The sequence below is a fragment of the Halorussus sp. AFM4 genome (genome assembly GCF_051194995.1).
GTDB lineage: Archaea > Halobacteriota > Halobacteria > Halobacteriales > Haladaptataceae > Halorussus.
The window spans coordinates 1,352,775-1,371,328 of the sequence record NZ_JBNTJT010000001.1 but is presented as its reverse complement, the minus strand read 5'-3'; the positions used below and the strand labels follow the sequence as shown (position 1 = coordinate 1,371,328).

26 protein-coding genes are annotated in these 18,554 nt (G+C 69.9%); 11 read left to right on the top strand and 15 right to left on the bottom strand.

What is annotated here, in order from left to right; translation table 11 throughout:
• Window positions 1-106: 106 nt before the first annotated feature.
• The 5 genes from ACQUQF_RS07145 to ACQUQF_RS07125 all read right to left on the bottom strand — a co-directional run bounded on the left by ACQUQF_RS07145 (window position 107) and on the right by ACQUQF_RS07125 (window position 4,831).
• Window positions 107-1,960: a helicase C-terminal domain-containing protein gene (locus tag ACQUQF_RS07145; RefSeq protein WP_435177185.1), complete on the bottom strand. Its 1,854-nt coding sequence runs from the start codon at window positions 1,958-1,960 to the stop codon at window positions 107-109.
• Window positions 1,961-2,571: 611 nt separating this feature from the next.
• Window positions 2,572-2,892 carry a HalOD1 output domain-containing protein gene (locus ACQUQF_RS07140; RefSeq protein ID WP_435177183.1) on the bottom strand — a complete coding sequence of 107 codons (321 nt, stop codon included), beginning with the start codon at window positions 2,890-2,892 and terminating at the stop codon, window positions 2,572-2,574.
• Window positions 2,893-2,971: 79 nt separating this feature from the next.
• Entirely contained in the window at window positions 2,972-3,628 is a 657-nt protein-coding gene (locus tag ACQUQF_RS07135) for a helix-turn-helix domain-containing protein (protein WP_435177181.1), read from the bottom strand.
• 228 nt (window positions 3,629-3,856) lie between these two features.
• The gene (locus tag ACQUQF_RS07130) at window positions 3,857-4,501 is read right to left on the bottom strand and encodes a bacterio-opsin activator domain-containing protein (RefSeq protein ID WP_435177179.1); all 645 of its coding nucleotides are present in this window, start codon (window positions 4,499-4,501) and stop codon (window positions 3,857-3,859) included.
• Window positions 4,502-4,621: 120 nt separating this feature from the next.
• Complete coding sequence (locus tag ACQUQF_RS07125; RefSeq protein ID WP_435177177.1) at window positions 4,622-4,831, bottom strand: DUF7561 family protein; 210 nt, start codon at window positions 4,829-4,831, stop codon at window positions 4,622-4,624.
• A 143-nt stretch (window positions 4,832-4,974) separates the two neighbouring features.
• On the opposite strand from ACQUQF_RS07125, the gene ACQUQF_RS07120 reads away from it, so the two are divergent.
• Both ACQUQF_RS07120 and ACQUQF_RS07115 read left to right on the top strand, forming a co-directional pair.
• Window positions 4,975-5,295, top strand: a complete 321-nt coding sequence (locus ACQUQF_RS07120) for a HalOD1 output domain-containing protein (protein WP_435177175.1) — start codon at window positions 4,975-4,977, stop codon at window positions 5,293-5,295.
• A gap of 77 nt (window positions 5,296-5,372) precedes the next feature.
• On the top strand, window positions 5,373-6,236 hold the full coding sequence (locus ACQUQF_RS07115) for a YkgJ family cysteine cluster protein (protein ID WP_435177173.1): 864 nt from the start codon (window positions 5,373-5,375) through the stop codon (window positions 6,234-6,236).
• A gap of 129 nt (window positions 6,237-6,365) precedes the next feature.
• Here the strand turns inward: ACQUQF_RS07115 and ACQUQF_RS07110 are convergent, their stop codons facing one another.
• Entirely contained in the window at window positions 6,366-6,542 is a 177-nt protein-coding gene (locus tag ACQUQF_RS07110; protein WP_321112431.1) for a DUF5786 family protein, read from the bottom strand.
• A 319-nt stretch (window positions 6,543-6,861) separates the two neighbouring features.
• Here ACQUQF_RS07110 and ACQUQF_RS07105 point away from each other — a divergent pair, with 319 nt between their 5' ends.
• Entirely contained in the window at window positions 6,862-7,875 is a 1,014-nt protein-coding gene (locus ACQUQF_RS07105; RefSeq protein ID WP_435177171.1) for a DUF5784 family protein, read from the top strand.
• Between the two features lie 135 nt (window positions 7,876-8,010).
• On the opposite strand, the gene ACQUQF_RS07100 is transcribed toward ACQUQF_RS07105, so the two are convergent.
• Together ACQUQF_RS07100 and ACQUQF_RS07095 are read right to left on the bottom strand one after the other, a co-directional pair.
• Window positions 8,011-8,169: a hypothetical protein gene (locus ACQUQF_RS07100; RefSeq protein ID WP_435177169.1), complete on the bottom strand. Its 159-nt coding sequence runs from the start codon at window positions 8,167-8,169 to the stop codon at window positions 8,011-8,013.
• Between the two features lie 156 nt (window positions 8,170-8,325).
• Window positions 8,326-8,610: a DUF5789 family protein gene (locus tag ACQUQF_RS07095; RefSeq protein ID WP_435177167.1), complete on the bottom strand. Its 285-nt coding sequence runs from the start codon at window positions 8,608-8,610 to the stop codon at window positions 8,326-8,328.
• A gap of 143 nt (window positions 8,611-8,753) precedes the next feature.
• Here ACQUQF_RS07095 and ACQUQF_RS07090 point away from each other — a divergent pair, with 143 nt between their 5' ends.
• Together ACQUQF_RS07090 and ACQUQF_RS07085 are read left to right on the top strand one after the other, a co-directional pair.
• Window positions 8,754-9,545: a PHP domain-containing protein gene (locus ACQUQF_RS07090; protein ID WP_435177165.1), complete on the top strand. Its 792-nt coding sequence runs from the start codon at window positions 8,754-8,756 to the stop codon at window positions 9,543-9,545.
• A gap of 72 nt (window positions 9,546-9,617) precedes the next feature.
• A complete protein-coding gene (locus ACQUQF_RS07085; RefSeq protein ID WP_435177163.1) occupies window positions 9,618-9,782 on the top strand; it encodes a DUF6757 family protein in 165 nt (54 codons plus the stop codon).
• Window positions 9,783-10,038: 256 nt separating this feature from the next.
• Here the strand turns inward: ACQUQF_RS07085 and ACQUQF_RS07080 are convergent, their stop codons facing one another.
• Window positions 10,039-10,359 (bottom strand): 4Fe-4S dicluster domain-containing protein, encoded by a 321-nt coding sequence (locus tag ACQUQF_RS07080; RefSeq protein WP_435177162.1) that lies wholly within the window; start codon window positions 10,357-10,359, stop codon window positions 10,039-10,041.
• A 229-nt stretch (window positions 10,360-10,588) separates the two neighbouring features.
• Complete coding sequence (locus ACQUQF_RS07075) at window positions 10,589-10,813, bottom strand: hypothetical protein (RefSeq protein WP_435177160.1); 225 nt, start codon at window positions 10,811-10,813, stop codon at window positions 10,589-10,591.
• A gap of 106 nt (window positions 10,814-10,919) precedes the next feature.
• Here ACQUQF_RS07075 and ACQUQF_RS07070 point away from each other — a divergent pair, with 106 nt between their 5' ends.
• Together ACQUQF_RS07070 and ACQUQF_RS07065 are read left to right on the top strand one after the other, a co-directional pair.
• Entirely contained in the window at window positions 10,920-12,173 is a 1,254-nt protein-coding gene (locus ACQUQF_RS07070; protein ID WP_435177158.1) for an MFS transporter, read from the top strand.
• Between the two features lie 308 nt (window positions 12,174-12,481).
• Window positions 12,482-12,775 carry a helix-turn-helix transcriptional regulator gene (locus ACQUQF_RS07065; RefSeq protein ID WP_435177156.1) on the top strand — a complete coding sequence of 98 codons (294 nt, stop codon included), beginning with the start codon at window positions 12,482-12,484 and terminating at the stop codon, window positions 12,773-12,775.
• A gap of 91 nt (window positions 12,776-12,866) precedes the next feature.
• On the opposite strand, the gene ACQUQF_RS07060 is transcribed toward ACQUQF_RS07065, so the two are convergent.
• Window positions 12,867-13,016: a hypothetical protein gene (locus ACQUQF_RS07060; protein ID WP_435177154.1), complete on the bottom strand. Its 150-nt coding sequence runs from the start codon at window positions 13,014-13,016 to the stop codon at window positions 12,867-12,869.
• Between the two features lie 98 nt (window positions 13,017-13,114).
• Here ACQUQF_RS07060 and ACQUQF_RS07055 point away from each other — a divergent pair, with 98 nt between their 5' ends.
• Both ACQUQF_RS07055 and ACQUQF_RS07050 read left to right on the top strand, forming a co-directional pair.
• Window positions 13,115-13,915, top strand: coding sequence for an aldo/keto reductase (locus ACQUQF_RS07055; RefSeq protein WP_435177152.1), 801 nt, complete (start codon window positions 13,115-13,117; stop codon window positions 13,913-13,915).
• A 117-nt stretch (window positions 13,916-14,032) separates the two neighbouring features.
• The gene (locus ACQUQF_RS07050) at window positions 14,033-15,082 is read left to right on the top strand and encodes an FAD-binding oxidoreductase (RefSeq protein WP_435177150.1); all 1,050 of its coding nucleotides are present in this window, start codon (window positions 14,033-14,035) and stop codon (window positions 15,080-15,082) included.
• A gap of 24 nt (window positions 15,083-15,106) precedes the next feature.
• Here the strand turns inward: ACQUQF_RS07050 and ACQUQF_RS07045 are convergent, their stop codons facing one another.
• Entirely contained in the window at window positions 15,107-15,547 is a 441-nt protein-coding gene (locus ACQUQF_RS07045; RefSeq protein ID WP_435177148.1) for an MOSC domain-containing protein, read from the bottom strand.
• Between the two features lie 24 nt (window positions 15,548-15,571).
• Window positions 15,572-15,931 (bottom strand): winged helix-turn-helix transcriptional regulator, encoded by a 360-nt coding sequence (locus ACQUQF_RS07040; RefSeq protein ID WP_435177147.1) that lies wholly within the window; start codon window positions 15,929-15,931, stop codon window positions 15,572-15,574.
• Window positions 15,932-16,006: 75 nt separating this feature from the next.
• Between ACQUQF_RS07040 and merB the strand changes: the two genes are divergently transcribed.
• Window positions 16,007-16,654 carry an organomercurial lyase gene (gene merB / locus ACQUQF_RS07035; protein WP_435177145.1) on the top strand — a complete coding sequence of 216 codons (648 nt, stop codon included), beginning with the start codon at window positions 16,007-16,009 and terminating at the stop codon, window positions 16,652-16,654.
• 93 nt (window positions 16,655-16,747) lie between these two features.
• Window positions 16,748-17,338, top strand: a complete 591-nt coding sequence (locus ACQUQF_RS07030) for a DUF7474 family protein (protein WP_435177143.1) — start codon at window positions 16,748-16,750, stop codon at window positions 17,336-17,338.
• 60 nt (window positions 17,339-17,398) lie between these two features.
• Here the strand turns inward: ACQUQF_RS07030 and ACQUQF_RS07025 are convergent, their stop codons facing one another.
• Entirely contained in the window at window positions 17,399-17,632 is a 234-nt protein-coding gene (locus ACQUQF_RS07025; protein ID WP_435177142.1) for a DUF7385 family protein, read from the bottom strand.
• Window positions 17,633-17,799: 167 nt separating this feature from the next.
• A complete protein-coding gene (locus tag ACQUQF_RS07020; RefSeq protein WP_115798095.1) occupies window positions 17,800-18,543 on the bottom strand; it encodes a DNA polymerase sliding clamp in 744 nt (247 codons plus the stop codon).
• Window positions 18,544-18,554 lie beyond the last annotated feature (11 nt).

Below are 18,554 nucleotides of genomic sequence, written 5' to 3'. Positions count from 1 at the left end.
GTTCATCTGAGCGGCGGTCGAGAAGCCGACCGCACCGCCCGTCAGCCGGGTTCGTGAGCGACCGTCTTCCTTCAGTCCGCTCGTGTGACCTCGGCCTCGGCCGCACCTACACGCTGTCGTCCCAGACGTCCGCCATCGGGCTCTTCCGGCCGGTCGAGGAGCCGCCGGACGACTTCTGCGACGACTGCCCACTCGCGGACTGTCCGCCCGACGAGGTTCCGCCCGCGGAGCCGCCGCCGGTTCGGGCGTTCGACCCGTTCCGGGAGCGCGACCGGTCGCGGTTCCGACCGCCGCGTGCGCCCGCCCCGGCCGCCGACCGGCTCGCGCTGCGGGGGTCGAACTCGGGCAGGTCCGGCTGGCTCATCCGGTCGACCTGCTCGGCGAACCAGTCGGGCGTGTCGCTGGCCGCGCGGTCGAACACCTGGAGCAGGCTGGAGTCCGCGAGGTAGGTCGCGCCGTAGTCGTCGGGCGACCGGACCACCCGGCCGCAGGCCTGGATGACGGTCCGGAGCGCGGCCCGGTAGTACCACGCCCACTGGCCCTGTTCGAGCCGGTGGGCGACCCGCGAGTCGCCGGTGTTGAGGAACGGCGCCTTGCAGATGACCTGCCAGCGCGCGAGGTCGCCCTTCAGGTCGAGCGCCTCCTCCATCTTGACCGAGAGGAACACCTCCTCGCCGTCGGTCGCCTTCCACGCCTCGAGCTGGGCGTCGCGGTCGTCCTTGCTGTGGGTCCGGACGCGGTCGCCCACGCCGAAGTCCGCGAGCGTGTCGGCCAGCTTCTCCTGGATGGCGTAGGAGTGGGCGTGAATTATCCCCTTCTCCTCGCGGTGCTTCTGCATGACCCGGACCACCGTGCGGGCGATGTCCGGCAGCGTCTCGTCGCGGTGCTCGTAGGTCATCTTGCCCTGCGTGACGTCGTACAGCGGCCGGCTCTCGACCGGGAAGGTGTGGCCCACGTCGACCAGCGCGACGTTCTCGGGGTCGAGGCCGACCTGCCGGCAGAACGCCTCCTTGTTCAGGATCGTGGCGGAGAGCAGCGCGAACTTGTTGCCCCGGTCCCAGACGGTGTGCGAGAGGTACCGCTCGGGGTTCATCGGCTTGATGGTGATGGCGCCGCCCTCGCCGTCGGGCTGGTCGACGACCCAGGTCGTCGCGCTCTTGGAGTCGCGGTAGTCCTCGACGAACCAGTCGAGTTCGCCGATGAGCTCCTGGAGGCGGTCGCGCTCGGCCGCCTCGTGGGGGTCGAGCTCCGGCTTGGCGATGAGGTCGTCCTTGTGGCGGCGACAGACGTTCTGGAGCCGGTCGGCGTACTCGACCGCGCGGTCGAGGCCGGCCGACGCCAGGTCCGGCACCTCGATGTCGTCCCAGATGGGCACCGTCCGGGGGTTGAGGTCGATGGCGGCGTACATCTCGGCCCACTCGGCCAGCCCGTGGGCCTCGTCGATGACCACGACGTCGCGCTTGCGGAACACCTCCGACCCGGCGGTCCGCATGAAGTAGGCCAGCGTCATCGCGGCGATCTCCCGATTGCTCGCGATGGCCCGGTCGGAGAAGTACGGGCACCGGTGCTTGACCGAGCAGTCGTACCCCTTCTCCCGGGCGCAGGGGGCGCGGTCGACCGGCGTGTCGGTCTCGCCCGGCAGGATGCACGAGTAGTTGCGCTTGCCCCGGATTATCTTGAGGTCGTCGAGCAGGTCGTCCTCGGCCACGTCGTCGAGCTGGGACACCTGCGGCGTGGTGTAGTAGGCGCCGGTGGCGTCGCTGGGCGCGGCCTCGTCGGGGGTCCGGGCGCAGCCGGCGATGGACCGCGCGAGCAGCGACTTGCCGCTGCCGGTGGGCGCCCGCACCAGCACCACGTCGTTGCCCGCGGCGAAGGCGTCCCTGACGTCGCCCAGCGCCTCGCGCTGGTTGCCCCGGAAGGAGGGCGCGGGGAACTCGTCGAAAATCCGGTCGGGGTTCACTACCCGATGCCACGACGGTCGACCGGATAAAGGCTGTTGGTTCCGGCGATTGGACCCGTGAATCGACCGCCGGCGGGGCCGGGAGCCCACGCCGGTTCGGCGTTCCCCTGCGTCACCGCCGTCGCCGCCGCGGTCGTCGGTGCCGCCCGCTCGCGACCGCGTCGCGTCCTACGCCGCTTCCTCCTCGATCCGCCAGTAGAGGTACCGGCGGGCGAACCACTCGAAGTGGTCGTGGCCGCAGTCCGGACAGCCGAAGCCCGCCACCTCGCCGACGTCGGCGGGGAAGGCGTACCCGCACCCGTTCCGGCAGTCGCTCCCGCCGACCGCCTCGGCGAACGCCCCCAGCAGGTCGGCGGCGTGGTCGGTTTCGAGGTGGGCCAGCCCGTCGTCCTTGATCGCCTCGTCCGTGGTCGCCCGGAGCGTCTCGCCGCAGAACTCGCAGTCGAACCGGAAGCCCGGCCGCGCGTCGGTCGGCCCGGTCGCCGCCGGCGGGTCGTCCCGGCCGGTCGTCTCGCTCGGTCGCCTTCGATCGGTCGTCGACGTCGCGGTCCGGGTCGGTCATCGCTCGCCTTCGATCCGACGGACCCGTCGCTCCCGAACCCGTCCCCGCATCAGTCGCCGCCCACCTCGTTCACGTGGTGCGGTCGAACCTCGACGACGCCGTCGGAACTGACCGTCACCGTACATCCGGCGTAACTGAACGTGACCCGCCCGTCCCGCTGGACCCCTTCAGCCGTCGGTTCGAAGAGCGCGTCCAGGGCGTCCGGGTCGACGGCCCTGTAGAGCGGTTCCAGCCCCTCGTCGCCGGTCGGGGCCGACCCGACGTCGCGCCCGGTCGCGGCGCGCACGGCGGCGAGCACCGCCTCGCTCGGTCGCTCCGACGGCCCGATGCGATAGGCCCGCTCGGCGGACTCTCCCGTGGTACCTGCCATAGTGTTCAGTGGTAACGGAGACGCGGGAGACGGTTGGATTCCGACCCATACTATGAAGGGGGTTTATACACCGCCGCCGCTATTTCGGGCCCCCTCTGTGGATTAGCGTGTTCTCGATGAGGTTGCGGGAGCCGCGCCGGAGCCGCGACGACAGCGACGGTCGGGTGATCCCCACCTGCGTCGCGATCTCCTCGAGCGTGGCCTCCCGGGGATGGTCGTAGTACCCCTCCTCGTACGCGAGCGTGAGCGCCTCCCGCTGCTGGGGCGTGAGGTTGTACCGGCCCCCGACGTGCATCTCCGTGACCGACGAGATGCGCGAGAGCGACAGCCGCACGTCGTTCTCGGTGCAGAACTCCTGGAACGCCGCGAGGCTGTCGTTCGTCTCCGCGCGCACCTCGAACGACCACCCGTCGCTCGTCCCGTTCGCCGAGAGGATCGAGAGGTCGGTCTCGTCGACCGCGGCCACGATGCCGTCGTCGCTCTCGTTCCAGTGCGCCCTGAACAGGCCGCCGCCGTCGAGTTCGTCCACCAGGCGGACGCACTCGAGGTCCGGATGGTCGCCGATCGCCCCCTCGATCTCGGTCGGGTCGGCGTCCCACACCCAGAAGTACGGAAAGACGACGCGGTTCGCGGGGACGAGCCGTTCGAGTTCGACCGACGCCTCGGGCAGCGTCTCGAAGAGGCTCCCGAGCGGGAAGGCCTGGGTCGGGGCGGTGAACTCGGCGATCGTGGTCATCGGTCAGCGAGCGTCCCCGTCGGTGACCGCGTTCGCCGAGCGCTCTCGATTCGCCACGGAGGGGCTCGTACATAAGATGGCTTTCTCCGTCATGCAACATGATTTAAACACCGGTAGTCGAAAATGTATTTCAACAGGTCCCATCGCGTCGAATAGAAGGGGTCGGAGTCGGGTGGTAATGGTCGCTAATTATGAAGGGGGTTTAAGCCGGCCGCCGGAGTCGCCCGCCTACTGGTGGACGAGCGTGCTCCCGATGAGGTTGCGGTACCCCCTGTTGAGCCGGGCGGACAGCGAGGGCCGCGTGATCCCGAGCTTCGCGGCGAGCTCCTCGAGGTTCGTCTCCCGGGGCTGGTTGTAGTACCCCTCGTCGAACGCCAGGACCAGGGCCTCGTGCTGCTCGGGCGTGAGGTCGTACTCGGTGCCCGTCCGCATCTCGGACAGCGAGTGGAGGTGAGTCAGCGACACGTCGATGCCGCGGTCGGTGCAGTACCGCTGGAACCGCGAGAGCTGGTCCATCTCCTCGGCCCGGACCTCGAACGTCCACCGCTCGCGGTTGCCGGTCGCCTTCAGCAGCGTCACGTTCGACTCGACGAGCGCCGTCAGCACCCCCTCGGTCTGGGAGTCCCACTGCGCGCGGAACAGCCCGCCGCCCTCGACCTCGTCCACCAGCGAGACCGACGTCACCCCCGGATGCGGTTCGATGAGCCGCCGGAGAGACTCCATGTCGTGGTCCCACACCCAGAAGTACGGCAGCAGCGCGGCGGTGGTGGGAACGATGCGCTCGAGCTCTATCGCGACCTCCGGCGCGTCCTCGAAGACGCGACCGAGCGGGAAGTCCTCGGCGGCGACCGCGAACTCCGCAATCGTGGCCATGTCCGGCTAGCGAACGTCGAGCGACCAAGCGTCTTCGGCCGCCGAGGGTCCCGAGCGCGACCGCGACACTTCCGGGGCCGTCCCGAGCGGGGCCCCTCGTCGCGTCGGACCTCCATCGCCTCAGGCGTCCCCGAGCGCCTCCACGTCCGCGGCGGTCGGCTCCTCGGGCAGTCGCTCGATGCAGTCGAAGCAGAGGAAGTGCTCGGTGCCGTCGCCGTCGAACTCCAGGGTCATCCCGCCGGTCGCGTCGTGGTCGAGCGTCCAGAGGTTGGCGATGCCGCCCGCGATCTTGACCTGCTCGCCGCAGCCGTCGCAGGTGTCGGTGGCCATGGCCGGACCCAGCGTCCCCAGCGACAAAGCGCTGCCGCCGGCGCGCCGCCGGTCGGTCCACGCAGCGATTCCGAATCGTATTTATCCTAGTTCGTCGTGCGAGACTGTGTCAAAGTCGGCCCGGCCGACGTGGGAGAGAACAAATGCACGACTCAGAATCGCCCGCGACCACTGCTGCCGAACCTGGAAACCAACCGTCGGGCGTCTCGCGGACGTTCTACGACCCGGAGGGCGACGCATCGCTCGTTCAGACCATCCTGGAGGCGCTGGACGACGCCGCGGCCCCGGGCGAAGAGCCGACCGTCCGCCTGTACGACGCCGTCGACCCGGACGCGCTGGAGGCCATCTTCCGACCGACCCGCAACGGCCCGCGGCGCGACGCCGGCCGCGTCTCGTTCACCGTCGGGGCCTTCGCCGTCGACGTCTACGCCGACGGGCAGGTCGTCGTCCGGCGGACGGCCTGACCGCCGCGGTCGTTCGCCTCCGCGGACGGCGGCGCCCCGTCTTCTTATGCTCCTCGACTGCCTACCTCCTGGAGAGCATGGAGGTGAACTGCGAGGGGTGCGCGGGCTGCTGCATCGACTGGCGCGCGGTCGCGCCCGACCCGAGCGACCACGAGCGACGGGGCCCGCGCGAACCGCTCGACGACGTCCACAACCTCGTGCCGCTGACCCGCGACGACGCCCGGGCGTTCCTCGACGCGGGGCTGGCCGACGCGCTGACCCCGCGGCTCTGGCGCGACGAGTCGGGCGTCGAGGTCGACGGCGTGCCGGTGTCGGCCGTCGACGGCAGGCCCGCGTTCTTCCTCGGCCTCCGCAAGCCCCCGAAGCCGGTCGCGCCCTTCGAAGCCGACCCGACCTGGCTCCCCACCTGCGTCTTCCTCGACCCGACGACCCTCCAGTGCCGGATCCACGACGCCGACACCTACCCGGAGGAGTGCGCCGACTACCCCGGCCACAACCTCGCGCTGGAGGAGGAGACCGAGTGCGAGCGCGTCGAGGCGGCGTTCGGCGGCGACCGACTGCTCGACGACGAGCCGCCCGAGGACCTCCGGGGGTTCCTGCTCGGGCCGCAGGCGCTCGGCCAGAAGGTGTTCGTCTTCCCGGACCCCGACCGGCTCGACGGCGTCGTGGCCCGGGCCGAGTCGGGCGACCTCACCGCCGACGACCGCGCGCTGTTCGTCGCGGCCGCCGTCGCGGCCGCGCCCGGCACGACGACCGTCGACCGCGACAGGTTCGAGTCGGCACTCGCGACGGCCCGGGAGGCCGACTCGTGGGCCGGCCGCGCGACCGCCGACTGGACCGACCGGGCGGGCGAGGCGGGGACGCCGGCCCCCGACCCGTCGCTGGCCGAGCGCGTCGAGGGCGACCGCGGCGCGCCCGAGACGCCCGGCTGGGACGGTTGATCACCGGGTCGACCGGCAGCCCGTTCGCGTCGTCCGTCCCCGTCCGGCGCGAGCGAACCGCTGGCCGTCCCGTGCGTCGAGCGGAAACAGGAGAGTTCCAGCGCGAGCGCCGAGCAGAATCAGAACGGGCTACTTGCCGGACTTGATCTCCTCGAACTTGTCGAGGAGCGCTTCGGTGGAGTCGCCGGAGTCGTATTCTACGGAGCCGTGATACGTCGTCCGGTCGTCGTCCTCGCTGACGTCGACCGTGTTGTTCTTGCGTTCACGGCGTTCGTGTTCGTCTTCGTCATAGGCACCCATTGACATGACAACCACACTCATGGGTAGGCCTCGCCCCGTAATGAATGTAACGGATAATCACGTAACTTTCGCTCCTCGAACCAGGTCAAAATCGCGGCGTGGCGGTCGGTTCGGGGGTGATCCCGGACCCCCGACCGGCGGTGGATCGCTCGCGGGGCCGGCCTAAGTCCCGATTCCCGCGCGACTGACGTTTCGTATCGTAAAGTGCCGGCGTTCCGGCGTCGTCTCGGCAGACTCCGCGGCGTCGCGGCGGCCCGGTCGGCCCGCCCGCGGACCCGGCGCTCGTGACACAAGAGGTAAATTCCTCGGCCGTCAAGACACGTCCGTGGCGAGTCCGCTCCGCTTTCGCCGCTCCACGGAGCGGTGGACCGACGACAGGGTCGAACGCGACCTGTACGACCCCCTCGACGAGAAGTTCGGCGCGCAACTGCTGACGCCCCACTACGTCGGGCCGTCGGGCTACGAGGCCCGGCGGCTCGAGATGGGCAACGGCGACCTGGCGCTGTTCTGCTGGGACCCGGACGGGGAGGCCTACTGGCTCGGCAACACCGAGACGCCCTCCGCGCTCTGGCACACCGAGAAGTACACCTTCGAGGAGATCCCCTACCCCGTGGCCCGGTGGGCCCAGCGCGAACTGCTGGCCGACCTCCGGGTCGAGGACCCGTGGCTGGCCGACTACACCCACCTCTCGTGGTTCTTCCTGCCGGTGCTGTTCTCGAAGGACGGCCGCCACTCCACGCGGACCTTCTTCCGGGAGCACGCCGCCGGCTTCCCGGACGCGACCCGCGAGGAGGCGCTGTCGTTCTACGAGGCGTTCCTCCGGACCGGCGCGCTCGACGACTACCGCTACGAGATGGCGTCGAAGCTCGGCACCAGCCCGCAGGTCGACCCCGTCCGGATGGCGTCGGCGATGAGCGAGTTCACCGCCGCGAAGCTGCTCACCGACGCCGGTTACGACGTGACTCCCGAGATCGAGGTGACGACCGGCCACTCGCTGGACTTCCGGGCCGAGGCGCCCGGCGGCGGCGAGTCGCCGCTGGTCGAGGTCACCCGGCCGCGCCCGCCGACCCGCCGGCACGCCGACACGCCGGTCGCGGCGGTGCGCGAGACCGCCGAGACGAAGACCTCCGGCCAGCTCCAGCAGCACGGCGGCGGCGCGGTGCTGTTCGTGGACTGCTCGGGGTTCCGGGACGACGAGTGGGCCGCGGTGAAGGGCGAGCAGCCGGAGGTGCGCCACCGGCCTGCGGTCGTCTTCCGGGCGCGACCCTCCGGCCACGTCGAGGCCTACCGGAAGGGGTCGCTGCCGCTGGACCTGGGCGGCGCCGTCGAGTGGGTGTAGCAGCGGTGATGCGGTTTCAATCCCGAAGTCGTATCTGCGACTCCACAGTGATACAGCGCGTAAGCCCTGCAGGGCCATAGAGGACTTCCCCGATTGGACCTGTAAGCGGATACGGCGCGGAGAGATCGGTTCTGTTTACCGTACCTCTGCGTCTTCGGACCCTGATTCGAAGAGCCAGTAAGCCCCGAGTGCCAGAACTGCTTCGAGGGGACCGATGAAGATGGCGACGAGTGACGACAGGAAAAACACGAACATCCCCAGATAGTCTGTTATCGTGGTTTCATCGTCCGTCATTGTCACCTTCGAATGTCGCACGAGTAATCTTTAGCTCTTCGGTGTGAGAACGCTCGATAAACCGTTCGCACTACGTATTTCGAATTCTGTCGACCCCGTCGCGTGCCGACCGAGGTCCGACCGCGTTCCGGACTGCCGAGAAAAAGCGGCGTCCTTCTAGAAGCTGACCTGGCCCGGGCCCACCGTGCCGAGCGTGGTCGGGTCGCGATCGCTGTACCCCTTCCGGCCGATCGCCTCGCTGCTCACCGCGGAGTAGAGCATCTCTTCGGCCTCGTTGGGCGACGAGAACGTCTCGGACTCGACGCGGCCGAGCACCTCGCCGAGCGTCTCGGACCCGTTGGGGTGTTCGAGCTCGTAGTCGCCGTAGGAGTCGGCGAGCTGGTCGGTCGTCGCGGGGTAGTCGTGTTGACGGACGAGCTCCGTCGCCTGCTTCAGTGACATCGACAGCACGTACACCAAAGATAATGATAAACCTTCCTGCGGTAGGACATTCCAGAATATAAGGTATCTAAGGCGACCTGTCGCGGCGCCGTCGTCCGGTCGGATTGCGAAGCGCTTTCGGCGGGCCTCCACGTTCTGGGGGTATGAGCGTCTTCGCGGACCTCCACGTCCACACGACCAACTCCGACGGCGAACTGCGCCTGTCGGAGGTCCCCGAGGCGGCCCGCGACGCGGGCGTCTCGGTCGTGGCCGTCACCGACCACGACCGCCTCCACCCCGAGCTGCCGACGCCGGTCACGGCCTTCGAGGGCGTGACGGTGGTCCACGGCATCGAGCTCCGGGTCGAGCCCCGGACCGGCGAGCGCGTCGACCTGCTGGGCTACGGCGTCACCCCGACGCCCGACCTCGTCGACGAGCTCGACCGCATCCAGACCGACCGGAAGGAGCGGGGCCGGCGCATCATCGAGAACGTCGAGGACCACCTCGGCGTCGACCTCGACCTCGAAGCCCGGGAGGGGCTGGGCCGGCCCCACGTCGCCCGCGCGGTCGTCGACCACTCCGAGACCGACTACGACGAGGTCGGCGCGGTGTTCGACGACCTCATCGGCGCCGACGGGCCCTGCTTCGTCGCCCGCGACGTCACCGGGTTCGAGCGCGGCGTCGACCTGCTCTCGGACGCCTGCGGGCTGGTCGGGCTCGCCCACCCGTACCGCTACGACGACCCCGAGTCCGCGCTGGAGCTGACCCGGTACCTCGACGCGGTCGAGCGGTACTACCCCTACGACGCGGAGGTCGACCCCCGGCCGGTCGAGCGCGCCATCGCCGACTACGACCTGATCCCGACCGGCGGGAGCGACGCCCACGGCGACGAACTCGGTAAGGCCGGGCTGTCGAAGCCCGAGTACCGCCACTTCCGGTCGGCGGTGAACCTCTGAGCCGGGTGGTCCCGGCGCCCCGGTCCCGCCCCGAACGCAGAGGTTAAATTCCCGGACCGGATAGCCTTTGATATGCAGTGTCACTACTGCGACCGCGACGCGTCGTTCGCCCCCGAACTGAACGGCGTGCGGGTCGGTCTCTGCGAGACCCACTTCCGCGAGCAGTTCGAGTACCTCGCGGAGACGGACGCGCTGGCCTACCTCCGGCAGGAACTCGACGTCGACCGACCGCAGTGACCGGGTAGCTCCTTCGAGTCGAGCGTCGGCCGCGGCCACTAGCGCGGACTCAATTCTACGGACAGACGCCGCAGACGCCGACAGCGACGCAACCGCGACGCGCCGGCATCTCGTGGTGTGTCGCTCGCGGCGTATCCCTCGCGGCGTATCCCTCGCAGCGTGTCGCTCGGAGTGTGTCCCTCACGGCGCGTCGCTCGGGGTCGCCACTGCCCGCGCGGCGCTGGTCTCCCGGAGTAGAAAGAGCGGGGAAGTCCGATCAGGCCCGGCCGGCGTCCACGTCGATGGCGTCGACGGGACAGACGTCCACGCAGAGCATGCAGTCGATGCACTGGGCCTCGTTGGCGGGGTCGGCCTTCTTCTCGCTCTCGGGGTGGTCGGGGGTGTCGACCCACTCGAACACGTCGACCGGGCAGTCCTCCAGGCAGGCCCCGTCGGCGATGCAGAGGTCGAAGTCGACGGCGACGTGGGTGCCGTGGATCCCGAGCTGCTCGGGCTCGTCGACCGGCCCCCAGACGTCGTGGCCCTCGTGAGTGTCAACCTTCTCGCGGTTTTCGTTGAATTGCGGGTCGATTGCCATCGTAATTCACCTACCTCACCGTTCGGCGACGAGGTACTTAAATCACGGTACTTCATTTAAGCGTATCGGTACCCGGAATAGATTTAGGCCGGGCTAAAAACGGGTCAGCGGCCGGAATTCCGGATTTCGCCCCCGAACGCATTCGGAAGTTTTTAATCCTGTACGTACCCGAAGCCACCGTCTCCATCGGCTCGCGCTCTCGACCACCCGCGCCGTCGCTCGGTCTCCGCTACTCGCGCTCGCAGGCCGGGTCGGGGCCGAACCGCCGCCAGGCCGTCCCGAGCAGCGCGACGGTCAGCGCGGTCACGGCCACCTGTACACCGCTCGCGCCCGCTCCGCCGGCGACCGCCCCGCCGGTCAGCGCCGCGCCGCCGACCGCGCTGGTGCCGACGCAGCAGAGGCTCGCCGCGCCGCCGATGCCGAGCAGCCGCCACGGGACGTCGCGTTCGGTCACGGTCCCGAGTTGGCCGGCGCGCCCTTTCGCTCTTTTGTCCGACTTCGAACAGGAATCTCGTTCGGGGAGCGCTTTTGCCGGCGCCCGGACAACTCCCGGTCGAGCCGTGCCCGACCGCACGCCCTCGCCCTCGTCGCTCGCGCCCGACCGGCTCCCGGACCCGCCGGTCCTGCAGTACTACTGCTACCAGGCGACCGTCTCGTTCGGCTTCTTCTCGCCGATCTTCACCCTCTTCCTGCTCCACCGCGGGCTCGATTACACCGCCATCGCGTCGCTGAGCGTGCTGTACGCGGTCCTGACCGTGGCGGGCGAGCTCCCCACCGGCTACGTCGGCGACCGGCTCGGCAGGCGCGACAGCCTGCTGCTAAGCTCCGTGTTCATGACCCTCTCCGTCCTCGGGTTCGCAGTCGTCGGCTCGTACCTCGGCCTCGCCGCGCTGTACGTCCTCTGGACGCTCTCGCTGGTGTTCCGGTCGGGGACGGGCGACGCGTGGCTCTACGATACGCTCGACTCGGAACTCGCCGCGGACCGCTTCGCGCACGTCCGGGGGCGCGGCGAGTCGGTCAACCGGGCCGTGACGGTCCTCACGATGCTCGCCGGCGGCGTCCTCTACAGCCTCGACCCCGTCTACCCGTTCCTCGCCTCCGGCGCCCTCAACGGCGCGGGCGTGCTCGTCCTGCTGACGTTCCCGAGGAACCGGCAGTACGCGACCGATGTCTCTTCCGCAGACGGGGACCGCGACACCTTCACCGTCCGCGACGCCCTGCCGGTGCTCCGCGAGCAACTGACCCGGCCGCGCCTCCGGTGGTTCGTCGCGTACGCCGCGCTGTTCTTCGGCGCGGTCGCGGCGGTCGACACCTACGTCCAGCCGGTCAGTACCCGGACGCTCGGCGTTCCGGTCGCGTCGATGGGACTGCTGTACGCCGGCTTCGCGGGCGCCTCGGCGGTCGCGGGCTACTACGCCGGCGCGGTGCGGGACCGCCTCGGGGTCGGCGGCGCGGTGCTCGCGGTCCCGGTCGTCCTCGGCGTCGCGCTGGTCGCGCCCCTCGCGTGGCCGCTGCTCGCCTTCCCGGCGTTCTTCGTCCTGAAGGGGTCGCGCTCGCTCCTCCACCCCATCGTCACCCAGCACCTCAACGACGAGGTGGGATCGGTCGGCCGGGCCACGGTCCTGAGCGCGGCGTCGATGGCCTACGCGCTGGTGAAGCTCCCGCTGTACCTCCTCGGCGGCGCGGTGGCCGACGCCACCTCCGCGCTGGTCGCGGTCGGCGCGCTCGGCGCGGTCTTCCTCGCGGCCGTCGCGGCGGTCCGGGCGGTCGCCTCGCCGGTCTGCGGGCGCGAGTCGGAGCCGGCGTCGGGGTAGGCGGCGCCCGACCGCTCGACTGCGGCCGGCGGAGCGCTTCCGACTGGGCCGGCACTCCGGCACCGCCATCGCGAGCGGGAACCGGATCGACGCGTCACGTCCGGTGACGCGTCGCGCGCCGATTCCCGGAGAAAACGGTCCAGTACCGGTGGAATCGCCGCCCCGACCGAACAATTCGAATCGGTAAGTGACGAATACCAAATGTGTGTCTGACACTTCTTGCACTCTATCACGCGGGGAATTATTTCAGCGCCGCCCGAACACTTATTAGATTACGGCTTATCTTTGAAGAAGAGGGAGAGATAACCTTGCACGACCTGACTGGCTTCCAACGCGACCTCCTGTACGTCGTCGCGGGGTTGGACGATCCGCACGGCCTGGCAATCAAGGACGAACTCGAGGACTACTACGAGAAGGAGATCCACCACGGGCGGCTCTACCCCAACCTCGACACGCTCGTGGACAAGGGGCTCGTCGAGAAGGGACAGCGCGACCGTCGGACCAACTTCTACACGCTGAACAACCGCGGCGAGCGCGAGATCGAGTCTCGCCGGGAGTGGGAAGCGGAGTACGTCACGGACGAGATCGAAGCGACCCAGTAGGGGTCGGGCGCGGGGACGACGCCCCCGGACCGGACGCGACCGACCGCTCGACGATTCGACTACCCGACCGTCCGATCGCCCGGAGACGGCCTCACCGGCCGTCCCCGAAGCAGTTCTCGCAGACCGCGACTCGCGCCCGGAGCCGGGCGTCCGTCCGCCTGGTCGGGATGTCGACGTGCGTCACCGGGACGTACCCGCGACAGTACGCACAGCGTTCGATGGCGGCCACCTCGTCTGCCATACCACCTCTCCGCGGTCCCCGTATTCAAGTATTTCTCCATTACCGGGCGCGGGTTCCCCTTGACCAACCCTTATCACGGTCTGCCCGGTGGGTCGGGTATGGACGAGACTGCCCCGATACCGAGTCCGGGTCTCGGCACGTCCGGCAACGACGACCCCGACCGGTGCGCCGAGACGGTGCGGACCGCGCTCGAGATCGGGTACCGCCACCTCGACACCGCCCAGATGTACGACAACGAGGCCGCGGTCGGCGAGGGCATCGCGACGAGCGACGTCCCCCGCGAGGACGTCTTCCTGGCGACGAAGGTCCACCCCTCGAACCTCGCGCCCGAGGACGTGCGCGAGACCACCGACCGGAGCCTGGAGCGCCTCGGCGTCGAGCGCGTGGACTTGCTGTACGTCCACTGGCCGACGGGCGCCTACGACGCCGAGGCGACCCTGCCGGTCTTCGACGAACTGCGCGAGGAAGGGAAGACCGCACGCGTCGGGGTCAGCAACTTCACGACCGACCTGCTCGAGGAGGCCCGCGAGCTGCTGGACGCGCCGATCGCCGCGAACCAGGTCGAGATGCACCCGCTGCTCCCCCAGGACGACCTGCTGGCGTACTGCCGGGAGCGCGACGTCACCGTGGTCGCCTACGCGCCCCTGATGCAGGGCGAGGCCGGCGACGTGGACGCGCTGGCCGACATCGCGGCCGACCGCGGGACGACGCCGGAGGCGGTCAGCCTCGCGTGGCTGCGCCAGCGCGACGGCGTGGTCCCGATCCCGAAGGCGACCGGCGAGGCCCACCTCCGGGCCAACCTCGACCCGCCAACCCTCTCGGCCGACGAGGTGGCCCGCATCGACGCGATCGAGGAGCGCGAGCGACTGGTCGACCCCGACGGCGCGGCCTGGAACTGAGCGGCGCGTCGGCGTCGCAGGACCCGGGCCGACGGGCCGACGGGTCCCGCGGGCCCGGCCCGGTCGACGACGGGTCCAGCCGCCCGATTTAATCGGCTGGGTCCCGACTAGCCGCCCGTGACCCCTCGGGATCACATGTCCCAGCACGAGGCCGCCGAGTCGCTACCGATGATAACCGAAGGGGCGGAGGTCGTGCTGGCCGAGCCGATGGACCGCGACCGGCGGGCCGAGATCGCCGACGAGGTCCGCGAGACGCTGGGGAACCTGGGCGAGCAGCGACTGCTGGACGAGGCCGGCAGCGAGGGCGGCGTCGACTGGGAGCGACTCCGGGAGGCGTGGGACGGCCACGACCCGTCGAACGCGCTGACCGAGAAGATATCGACGCTCCGCCGGCGGGCCCAGCGGCAGTTCCCGTCGCTGGTGCGGGTCCGGTTCCAGGAGGCCGAGACCGACATCGAGTTCGCGCCCGGCCAGTACGTCACGCTGCGGTACGAGGAGACCCCGCGGCCCTACTCGGTGGCCTGCTCGCCCAACGACGACGCCGTCGAGATGTGCATCCGACGGGTGCCCGGCGGGACGCTGACCAGCGACCTCTGCGACGAGATCGAGGCGGGCGACCGCGTGACCCTCCGCGGACCCAACGGCGACTTCACGATGCACGAGCCCTCCGAGCGCGACGTGGTGTTCCTCTGCACCGGGACCGGGGTCGCGCCGTTCAAGAGCATGATCGACTACACCTTCGAGGAGGGCCGCGACGAGGTGGGTGGCACCGAGCGGGACCTCTGGCTGTTCCTCGGCACCGGGTGGAAGGACGACGTGGCGTACCGCGAGGAGTTCCGACGCCTGGACGACGAGCGCGACAACTTCCACTTCGTGCCGACCCTCTCCCGCGAGGAGCACCTTACCGACTGGGACGGCGAGACGGCCTACGTCCAGCAGACCCTGCTCAAGTACGTCGAGGACGGCGCGGTCGCGGACGCCGACCTCCCGCCCGCGATGGAGCAGGTGGCGGAGCGCGACCCCAACTACGACGTCGACGCCCGCATCGACCCCGGGAACGTCGAGGTGTACGCCTGCGGGACCAACGTCATGGTCGAGGGGCTGCTCGACGCGGTCCGGAGCGTCGGCGTGCCCGAGCGGTGGGTCGAGAGCGAGGGGTACGGGTAGTCGGCGGAGTGCGGTGGGGCTGCCTCAGACCGGTTCGAGCTCGTCGCCCACCGCCACGTCGCCGGACTCCACGATGTCGGCGCACAGGCCTCCGCGGTGGAGCAGCGCCGACACGGCGCCGTCGGCGGTGAGCGATTCGAGGTGACTGCAGGGCTCGCAGAGCTCGACGCCCTCGCAGACGACCTCGCCCACCCGGAACCGCTCGCCCACGAGGTGGTTGAGCGCGGCGTCGCGGGTGGTGAGGTTCCGGCGGTGGGCGCCGTCGCCCAGGTCGATCCCCGCCTCCTCGGCGGCGGCTTCGATCGCCTCGGCCTCGATGAGGGTCAAATCTGCGCCGTCGCCGTCGAAGTGGCGGTCGCCGCGCAGGCCCCGGCCGGCGAGCGCCGCGACCGATTCGACCGACTCGGCGTCGGCGCCCGACTCGGGCGCGAGGTGGACGGCCTCGATGGTTCCGGTCCCGTTCATGGTCGGACCACGCAACCCGGGCTCTTAACTCTCCCCGACGGCGCCCTCGCGCTCGCCGACCCACTCCAGCACCGGCCCGAGCCGCTCGGCCAGCTCCCGGCCGTCGTCGGTCAGGTCGTACTCGACTCGGGGCGGAATCCCGTCGTACTGGGTCCGGGTGAGCAGGTCGGCCGCGGCCAGGTCGTCGAGCCGCGCCGACAGCGTGGAGGTGCTGGCGTCGCCCAGCAGCGACTCGATCTCCCGGAATCGGGTCGGGCCGGTCGCGTTCACGATGCAGAGCACCTGCATCGCGTACTTGCTGCTCAGCAGCTCCATCACGCCGCCGAGGCGGCAGTAACAGGCAGGGTCGTCCGGGGCGTCGAATTGTGCGGGTTCGTTAGCCATGGCTTCGGTTCCTCGAAGTCGGTCCATTACTTCGGACTCGACAGTATAAGAACTTCGGTCTTCAAAGCGAAGGTGATGTCGGAATCCGATTCCACCGCTGCCGACGCGAGCACCGAAGCAGCCGACCTCGACCCGGTCCTCGACCGGCGACTCCCGCCCGAGATCGCCGACAACCTCCGGACGCTGTTCGGCGCCGACGACCGGCCCGAGACCTTCGGCGCGTGGACCGACGCCGTCGCCGCGGCGTTCGGCGACGAGTGGCCACCGAGCGTCGCCGACCTCTGCCACGACGAGGCGGGCCGCCACCGCGCCGCGATCGAGACGGCCACCGGCACCGAGACCTACCGGTTCGTCTGCGTCCTCGACGCGTTCATGCTCCCGTTCCTGCCCGAGGTGTCCGGCGAGGGCGACCGCGAGGTCGAGGTGACCTCGGAGGGTCCGGAGACGGGCGAGACGGTCACCTCCCGGGCGACCCGCGAGCGCATCGAGACCGACCCCGCCGACGCCGTGCTGTCGTTCGGGGTGGCCGAGACCGACCCGAGCGCCGGAGGCGAGAGCGGCGCTCCGACGCCCGAGGAGACGTACGGCGCGCTCTGTCCGTACGTCCACGCGTTCCCCGACGAGACCGCCTACGAGCGGTGGGCCGACCGGGTCGAGGCGCCGACGACCGCCCTGCCGCTCTCGGACGGTCTCGAGCTGGTGCGGGCGCTGGTCCGGGCCTGACTCGCCGCAGTTCGCGCCGCGCGTTTCCCGCCCCTGACTCCCCCGCGAGCCGAATCAGACCAGTTTTGTACCACCGGCGACACACTCCCAGTCGTGCCGCGGTTCGACTACCCCTGTCCCGACTGCCGGACCACCACGAGCCTCCACGGGCCCGACTGCGAGTTCGAGGGGGCGGCTCGGGCCGACATCGAGAAGGCCTACACCGACGTGCTGGCCGTGCTGTCGGGCACCGCGCTGCCCGAGGACGCGCTCCCCGAGGCGGTCCACGGCCGGTGGTCGAGCCTCCACCGGGCCGCGCTCGACCGGCTCCGCCACGAGCAGCGCGTGCTGGAGACCGAGGACGGCCAGCTCGAGCTGCTGACCGCCGCCGAGTACAAGGAGCACGTCACCGACCCGAACGTCGAGCCCATCAAGACCGTCGCCGAGAAGGGGTCGGTGCCGGGCGCCCACGACAACGCGGTGTTCGCGATGATCGCCTGGTACGAGATGGTCGGCCTCTCGTGGGAGGAGACCCGCGAGCGCGTCGTCGACTGGCTCCGGGACACCGGGACCTGGACCCGCGGCGGGTTCGAGGAGGCGTCCCCGCAGGAGCTGGTGAACAAGAAGCGCCACGTCTACGAGTCGGGCTACGGCTGGAAGGAGAAGGCCGAGGCCGCGAAGGCGGTCATCGACCGGAGCCTGTAGCGCGGCGGCTCGACGCCGGCGAGTGCCGGCGACTCCCCGCGAATCGGCGCGAGTCCGTCCTCAGTGCTGGTGGGTGAACAGCAGCACGTCGTCGTCGACGGTCGTCACGCAGAGGTCGAGCACCTTGCTCAGTTCGAGGCTGTCGTACTCGCCCTGGCAGACGACCAGGTCGTCGAACGGCTCCTCGCAGGCCGGACACGCGATGCTGACCGTGTTCCGGTACGTGTTCACCGTGCCGGCCGATTCGTGGGGCGTCAGCGACGAGACCAGTTCGTCGAACTCGCTCCGGTCCATGCGTGCCGCCCCCGACGCGCGAGACCGTCATAGTTCTGTTGCTCGGACAGCCCGAGAGGGACTGAAGGGAGGTCCGCCGCCGCGCGTCCCGGCGGACCGGAGGCAGCAATCGGAGACGGCGACCGGCGTCAGCGAACGACGGACGGGTAGAAACGAGAAAACGCTGCTCAGTTGTTCTGGATGCGGGGCGCCAGCATGAACGTGACGTTGCCCTGGCCCTCGGCGATGTCGAAGTGGAGCTTGACCGGGAACTCCTCGCCGAGCTCGATGGTGACCTCGGCGTCCTTCGGGATGGCCTTGTTCATGTCCTTGAGGTAGTCGAGGCTGAACAGCGACCGGGCGGGGCCGGCCTGGAGGTCGACGAGGTCCTCGCGGTCGAGTTCGAGCCGGACGTCGTCGGTGTCGCCCTCGGCCTCGACGACGAACGTCTCGGCGTCGGCGTCGACCGCCAGCGCGATGTGGTCGCTGACCATGTCGGCGGCCGTCACCGACCGGTCGATGTCCTTGCCCTCGACCACGATCTCGGCGGGGAGGTCGAGGTCCGGGATGTCGGGCTCCTGCCGGATGGAGTCGGGGTCGATGAGCGCCAGGGTGTACTCCAGGCCGTCGATCTGGATGTGGAGCTTGCGGGTCTCCTCGTCGAGCTCGAGGTGGACCGGCTGGTCGCCGCTCGCCATCCCCGCGATGTCCTCGAGCCGGTCTAAGTTCACGCCGATGATGCCGCCGTCGGCCTCGTAGGACTCGAAGGCCGCCGCGTCGAGTTCGAGGTCCACCATCCCCACGTTGGCGGGGTCGACCGCCCGGATAGCCAGCCCGTCCTCTTCGAGGTGGATCTTGCACTCGTCCACCAGCACGCTCACGGAGTCGATAGTGTCCTTGAGCGTGTCGGCGCTCACGATAGCCTTAAACATCTTGGCCGGAG